Here is a 6,785-nt window from a genome sequence, read left to right on the forward strand (position 1 = left end):
GCCTGAAGTGCCCAGCGCTTCAGGCAGGTCGGGCTGAGAGATGACGCAACGCCATCCGGTCCTGCTCTTCACCGATGGCGGCAGCGCGTTGAAAGTAATCAACGGCCATGCGCTGAATGTCAGGATGTTTCGCATCCAGCAATGCCTTGCATCCAACCCTCAGAAAATTCAGATTCCCTCCCGTCAGCGCTTTTTTCAGCCAGGCCACTGCCTGCTCGATATCGCCCTGTTCCGCCAGCACGCTTGCGTAGCTGAACTGACCGCGAAAATCCCCGCCTTCGGCCGAACGCCTGTACCACTCGTGGGCTGCTGGTAGATCACGCTGACCCTGAATGCCTTCCTCCAGATACCGGCCCAACAGATTCATGGATTTGGCATGCCCCAGATTCGCGGCCTTGCGATAACAGGTCAGGGCCTGCGCATGATCCTGTTCGACGCCGCGTCCTGTTGCCAGCAGATTGCCCAGATTGTAGAGCCCCCAATCCAGTCCCTGTTCGGCCGCCAGACGGTAATGCAGCGCTGCCTGTTTCAAATCCGGCACGCAGCCCCAGCCATGTTCGAAGCAGCGCCCCAGCATGTTGCGAGCCATCGCATGACCCTGGCGGGCAGCAATAGTGAACCAGGTCATGGCCAGTGGCGGGTCGCGCTGAATGCCGCTGCCGTCGAGCAGGATCTGCCCCAAGAGTGCGTGCGCTTCGATGTTGCCCTGTGTCGCTGCGGCCAGAATCGCCTTGGCTGCCTGCGCCGGGCTTTCTTCAAGCATCGCTCGCAGGTCGTCGATGTCCAGCAGTTCCTTGCGTGCAAGCGTCCAGCTCACGTTTCAGACCTCGACCCAGCGGCGCAGCAGGTTGTGATAGGTGCCGGTCAGCTGGATCAGTGACGGGTGTTCGGGCATGTCCAGGGTAAGTTGCTGGATGGCGGTGTCCATCTCGAAAAGCAGGGCTCGCTGGCTGTCCTCGCGGACCAGACTCTGGGTCCAGAAGAACGAGGCGTAACGTGCGCCGCGCGTCACCGCGTTGACCTTGTGCAGGCTGGTGGCCGGGTAAATCAGCATATCGCCCGCCGGCAGTTTGATCTGCCGGGTGCCGAAGGTGTCCTGAATCTCGAGTTCGCCGCCGTCGTAGTCTTCCGGATCGCTGAAAAACAGCGTGGACGAGACGTCTGTGCGCACGCGCTCGGCGCCGCCGGGTGGCTGACGTACAGCGTTGTCGATGTGGAAGTCGAAGCTGCCGCCTTCCCGGTAGCAATTGAACAGAGGTGCAAAGATCTTGTGGGGCAGGACCGCAGACATGAACAGCGGGTTGCGCCACAGTCGCTCCAGCAGGGCTGCGCCGATTTCCCGTGCCAGCGGGTGTTCTTCGGGAAGCTGCAGGTTGTGCTTGGCCTTGGCCGACTGGTACCCGGCAGTGATTCTCCCGTCTGCCCAGTCGGTCTGCGCCAGAGCTTCACGGATGCGAGCGACTTCATCGCGATCAAAAACACCTGGAATGTGTAAAAGCATCTGGGCACCGGACGGGCGAAAGGTTGCGAATGGTAGTGATTCCTATTGGCGTTGTACAACACTGTTTTGCGCTGAATCGAATCTCTCGTGAAATTCTTGTGAACAGGATGTGCATAAATAATATATTTTCGTAAATGTTAATGTATCTCAATTGATACGGATAAGCGTTTGCACTATATTCCGCCGCCTTGATTGCCTTGGGGGAGGATTTACATGTCACGTCAAACACTGTCGCATAAAGCTGGCTCACAACGCTCGATGGCGTCTGCGGTCGGGGTCGCCATCGCAGCCATGTCTGCGGCTCACATGGTTCACGCCGCGGAAAACACCGATGAGAACGCCTTGTCGCTGGGGGCGACGAACATCAACGGCGAGCAGGCTGACACGTCGTATACCTCCGAAGACTCGGCCTCGAAGAAGTACACCGCGCCGCTGCGCGACACACCGAAAAGCGTCACGGTCATCCCGCAGCAGGTTATCCGGGACACCGGCGCGACCACACTGACCGACGCGCTGCGCACCACGCCAGGCATCACCTTTGGCGCAGGCGAGGGCGGCAATCCGGCAGCAGACAGGCCGATCATTCGCGGCTTCAACGCTGAAAGCGATGTGTTCGTCGATGGCATGCGTGACGTGGCCGCCCAGTCACGCGAGATTTTCAACATTGAATCTGTCGAAGTCAGCAAAGGTCCAGGCTCTGCCTTCACCGGCGCAGGCTCGACGGGCGGCAGCCTGAACCTGATCACCAAGAGTGCTCACCTGGGCAACGCCTACAACGGTGGTTACACCTTCGGCTCCGACCAGACCCAGCGCTACACGCTGGACGTCAATCAGCAGATGACCGACACCTCGGCGTTTCGCCTGAACCTGATGAAGCACGACGCCAATGTCGCAGGGCGCGACAACGTCGAAACCAGTCGTTGGGGCGTTGCGCCTTCGTTCGCGCTCGGTCTGGGCACCGACACTCGGATCAAGGTGGACTACTACCACCTTGAAGCCGACGACATGCCCGACTATGGCATCCCGCTGACGTCCACGCCGGGTCGCAGCAAGTACATCGTCGACAAGCCAGCCAGTGTCGACAAAAGCAATTTCTACGGACTGACCGGCCGCGACTACCGCAAGAGCAGCAATGACAGCGGCACCGTGCGGATCGAGCACGACCTGAGCGACAGCATGACGCTCTCCAACAGTTTCCGCATGTCGCGTTCGACGCTGGACTACGTGGTGACCAACCCCGACGACAGCCGTGGCAACGTCGCCAACGGCAGCGTCTCGCGCTCGGCCAAGAGCCGTAACTCCACCTCCAGCGGCTTCGTCAACCAGACCGACCTGACCAGCAAGTTCGACACCGGTTTCATCAGCCATAGCCTGGTCACCGGTCTTGAGTTTTCCTATCAGGACACACACAACCGCCCGTACAACATTCTCAATGCGGCTGGCGGTGCGATTGCCAGCACCTGCTCCGCCGGATTGTTCCGGTCCGGTGATTGCACCAGCCTTGCCGACCCATCACCCAAGGATGCGTGGAATGGCGTGATTTCCGACAGCCTGGCGTACACCGATACCGACACCAAAACCAGCGCTGCTTACGCATTCGATACCTTGACCCTCAACGAGCAGTGGTCGGTTAACCTGGGCCTGCGTTACGACCACTACGACACGCGTTCCAGCGGTTTTGCGACGGCACGTGGCGCCACACCTGCGGCCAGTTTTGATCGTCAGAAAACCACGCAGCTCTGGAATTACCAGTTGGGCGTCGTTTACAAACCGGCTCCGAACGGCAGTGTTTATGCTGCGCTGTCCACGTCCAGCAACCCGTCCGGTGAAACCAGCGGCAACGGCGGTCTGGAACTGGCGCTCAACAACGCCGATCTCGATCCGGAAAAGAACCGTAACTACGAGTTGGGCACCAAGTGGGATTTCTTCGGCGATGATCTTTCGCTGACCGCTGCGCTGTTTCGCACCGACAAGACCAATGCGCGCATGACCGACCCGGACAACACCACCTTCCAGACGCTCGATGGCGAGCAGCGCGTGCAGGGTGTCGAGTTCACCTACGCAGGCAACCTGAGCAGTCGCTGGAAAGTGTATGGCGGTTATACCTACATGGAGAGTGAGCTGCTCAAGACCACCCTGGCGGCTGACAAGGGCAATCACATGCCCAACACACCGCGCAACAGCTTCAATCTGTGGTCCACTTACCAGTTGATGCCCAAGCTGACCGTGGGCGGTGGCGCGACGTACGTCGATTCACGTTTCGGTAACGAAGCCAATTCGGTCGAAGTCCCGTCCTACTGGCGTTACGATGCAATGGCGACGTATGCGTTGAGCAAAAACGTCGACCTGCAGCTCAATGTCCAGAACCTGACCGACAAGCGCTACTTCGATCAGGTGTTCCAGACGCACTACGCACACGTTGCAGCCGGTCGTACCGCCTTGATGAGCGCCAACTTCCACTTCTGAGGAAGCCACGCAAGGCAAACCCCGCTTATTCCGGTAGGCGGGGTTTTTCTGTATAAGGCCGCGGCACCGAACAGATCCAGACAAGACAGTCGACGCCGCTTCCCGGTATCAAAGCAGGTGTCAGAGCAGGTGGGTGAGGGTAGCAAGTGTTGAAGAAAGTACTGTTTCAGCTGCACTGGTTCTTCGGGATCACGGCGGGTCTGGTGTTGACCTTGATGGGCATCACCGGTGCGCTGTATTCGTTCGAGGACGAAATTCTCGATGCACTCAACCCGGACGTGCTGCTGGTGCAGCCGCAGGGCGAAACCTTGCCGCCCGTTGAGCTGGCCCGTCGGCTGGAAGCTGCCACCGGATTGACCGTCGCGATTCTGAGGGTCGAGACCGTCGGCAATCGGGTCGCCCAGGTTTATTTCACGCCCAAGCCTGGCGAGCGGCGCGGCCCTAAACGCAATTTCGACCCTTATACCGGCGAGATCAGAGGCAATGGTGTGGGCGAGGCGTTCTTTGACTTCGTGTTGCGACTGCACCGCTTCCTGGCCATTGGCGAGGTGGGTAAACAGATCACTGCGGCGTGTACGCTGATTCTGGTGTTCTTCTGCCTGTCGGGTCTGTACCTGCGCTGGCCGCGCAAGGCGCTGAACTGGCGGGTGTGGCTGACGCTGGACTGGGCGAAGAAAGGTCGCAGTTTCAACTGGGATCTGCACGCCGTTTTCGGCACCTGGTGCCTGCTGTTTTACCTGTTGTTCGCCATCACCGGTTTGAACTGGTCTTACGACTGGGTCAGCAACGGCCTGAACCGATTGCTGAACGACGCACCGGTCGAGCAGCGCAAAGACGGCGCGGGCCGTGGTGCCAATGCTGGCAAGCAGGCACCTGGTCCTCTGGTGGTGGATTACGTCGCGGTCTGGGACAGCATTCAAAAGGCTGCCGGCCCTGGGCTCAGTGCCTATAACCTGCGTCTGCCGCTCGCCGGTGGTCAGCCGGCCACGGTGTTCTACCTGCTCAAGGACTCACCTCATTCACGGGCCTTGAACACCATCACCCTTGACCCGGCCAGCGGTGCGGTCAGCTCGGTTTCACGTTACGCGGAGCGCAGCCTGGGTGCGCAGTTGCTGATCAGCAATTATTCACTGCATGTCGGCAGCTACTTCGGCATGGCAGGGCGAATCATCATGACCGTTGCATCGTTGACGATGCCGCTGTTCTTCATCACCGGCTGGTTGCTGTATCTGGACCGCCGGCGCAAGAAACGTCAGATCAAGGCCGCGCGAGGTGACGTCTCGGCCAGCGCTGCGCCAGATGCGTCGTCGTGGTTGATCGGGTTCGCCAGCCAGAGCGGCTTTGCCGAGCAACTGGCCTGGCAGACCGCAGGCCAGCTGCAGGCAGCAGGGTTGCCGGTTCGGGTGCAACGGCTTGGCGACATGACCGAGCAGGACCTGAGCGAAAGCCGCAATGCGTTGTTTGTGGTCAGTACCTTTGGCGACGGCGAAGCCCCGGACAGTGCGCGGGGTTTCGAGCGCAAGCTGTTGGGCCGTCCGCTTTCCCTGAACACGCTCAACTATGCCGTGCTGGCGCTGGGCGACCGGCAGTATCAACACTTCTGCGGGTTTGCCCATCGTCTGCATGCCTGGCTGGCCGAGCGCGGCGGCAGCACCTTGTTTGCCCCGATTGAAGTCGACAGTGCAGACCCTGCCGCGCTCAAGCAATGGCAGCTGCATCTTGGGCAACTGACCGGCAGCACGCCGGCCGACCTTTGGCAGGCGCCGGTGTTCGAGAACTGGACGCTGACCCGTCGAGAACTCCTGAACCCGGGCAGCAGTGGTTCGAGCGTCTTTCTGCTGGAGCTGGTCGCTCCCGATGTCAGGAGTTGGCAGGCAGGCGATCTGGTCGAAGTCCTGCCACGCAACAGCGACGACGCCGTGCAGCATTTTCTGAGCGGGCTGGGCATTGATCCTGCCGTCCCGGTCAGTGTGGATGGCCTGCAAGAGCCCGTTGCACAGGCGCTGGCGACCCGTCAATTGCCGCAACATCGTGCGCATCTGGTGGGCCTGCATGCTCAGGCACTGATCGATGCGCTGGTGCCGGTGTCGGCACGCGAATATTCCATTGCCTCGATTCCTGAGGATGGGTGTCTGCAGCTCATCGTGCGACAGGAAATTCATCCGGACGGCAGCCTTGGGCTCGGGTCTGGCTGGCTCACTGCACATGCGGCGCCAGGCGCTGCCATCAGCGTGCGCCTGCGCCGCAACAGCAGCTTCCATCTGCCTGCCGCTCCGGTGCCTCTGATTCTGCTGGGCAACGGCACGGGGCTGGCGGGGCTGCGCAGCCTGCTCAAGGCGCGCATCGCACAAGGTCAGACACGCAACTGGCTGCTGTTCGGCGAGCGTCAACGGGCACACGATTTTCACTGTGGTTCAGAACTGCAGGGCTGGTTGGCGTCTGGCGATCTGACGCGACTGGACCTGGCGTTCTCACGGGATCAGGCAGAGAAAGTCTACGTACAGGATGTGCTGCGTAGAGCCGCCCAGGAATTGCGTACCTGGCTGGATGAAGGCGCAGCCATCTACATCTGCGGCAGCTTGCAGGGCATGGCGGCAGGTGTGGATCAGGTATTGAACGAAGTGCTCGGCGAACAGGCCGTGAGCGAGCTGGTGGAGCAGGGACGGTACAGGCGGGATGTGTATTGAGGTATGTCTTGCTGAATCCAGATCCCGTGGGAGGCGGCTTGCCGGCGATGACGTCCGGCCAGTCACTGACGGGGTGGCTGAAGAACGCATCGCCGGCAAGCCGCCTCCCACAGGGCGTGTTTTTATCCAGT

The 6,785-nt window shown here is 60.5% G+C and carries 4 protein-coding genes; 2 read left to right on the forward strand and 2 right to left on the reverse strand.

Annotated features, from left to right (window positions below):
- Positions 1-19: 19 nt before the first annotated feature.
- A complete protein-coding gene (locus tag BUB69_RS24825) occupies positions 20-817 on the reverse strand; it encodes a tetratricopeptide repeat protein (protein WP_073172016.1) in 798 nt (265 codons plus the stop codon).
- A gap of 3 nt (positions 818-820) precedes the next feature.
- The gene (locus BUB69_RS24830; protein WP_073172019.1) at positions 821-1,501 is read right to left on the reverse strand and encodes a Fe2+-dependent dioxygenase; all 681 of its coding nucleotides are present in this window, start codon (positions 1,499-1,501) and stop codon (positions 821-823) included.
- 213 nt (positions 1,502-1,714) lie between these two features.
- On the opposite strand from BUB69_RS24830, the gene BUB69_RS24835 reads away from it, so the two are divergent.
- On the forward strand, positions 1,715-3,967 hold the full coding sequence (locus BUB69_RS24835; protein ID WP_073172022.1) for a TonB-dependent receptor: 2,253 nt from the start codon (positions 1,715-1,717) through the stop codon (positions 3,965-3,967).
- 149 nt (positions 3,968-4,116) lie between these two features.
- Positions 4,117-6,654 carry a PepSY domain-containing protein gene (locus BUB69_RS24840; RefSeq protein ID WP_073172109.1) on the forward strand — a complete coding sequence of 846 codons (2,538 nt, stop codon included), beginning with the start codon at positions 4,117-4,119 and terminating at the stop codon, positions 6,652-6,654.
- The last annotated feature ends 131 nt before the right edge of the window (positions 6,655-6,785 follow it).

It is taken from the genome of Pseudomonas asturiensis, assembly GCF_900143095.1.
GTDB lineage: Bacteria > Pseudomonadota > Gammaproteobacteria > Pseudomonadales > Pseudomonadaceae > Aquipseudomonas > Aquipseudomonas asturiensis.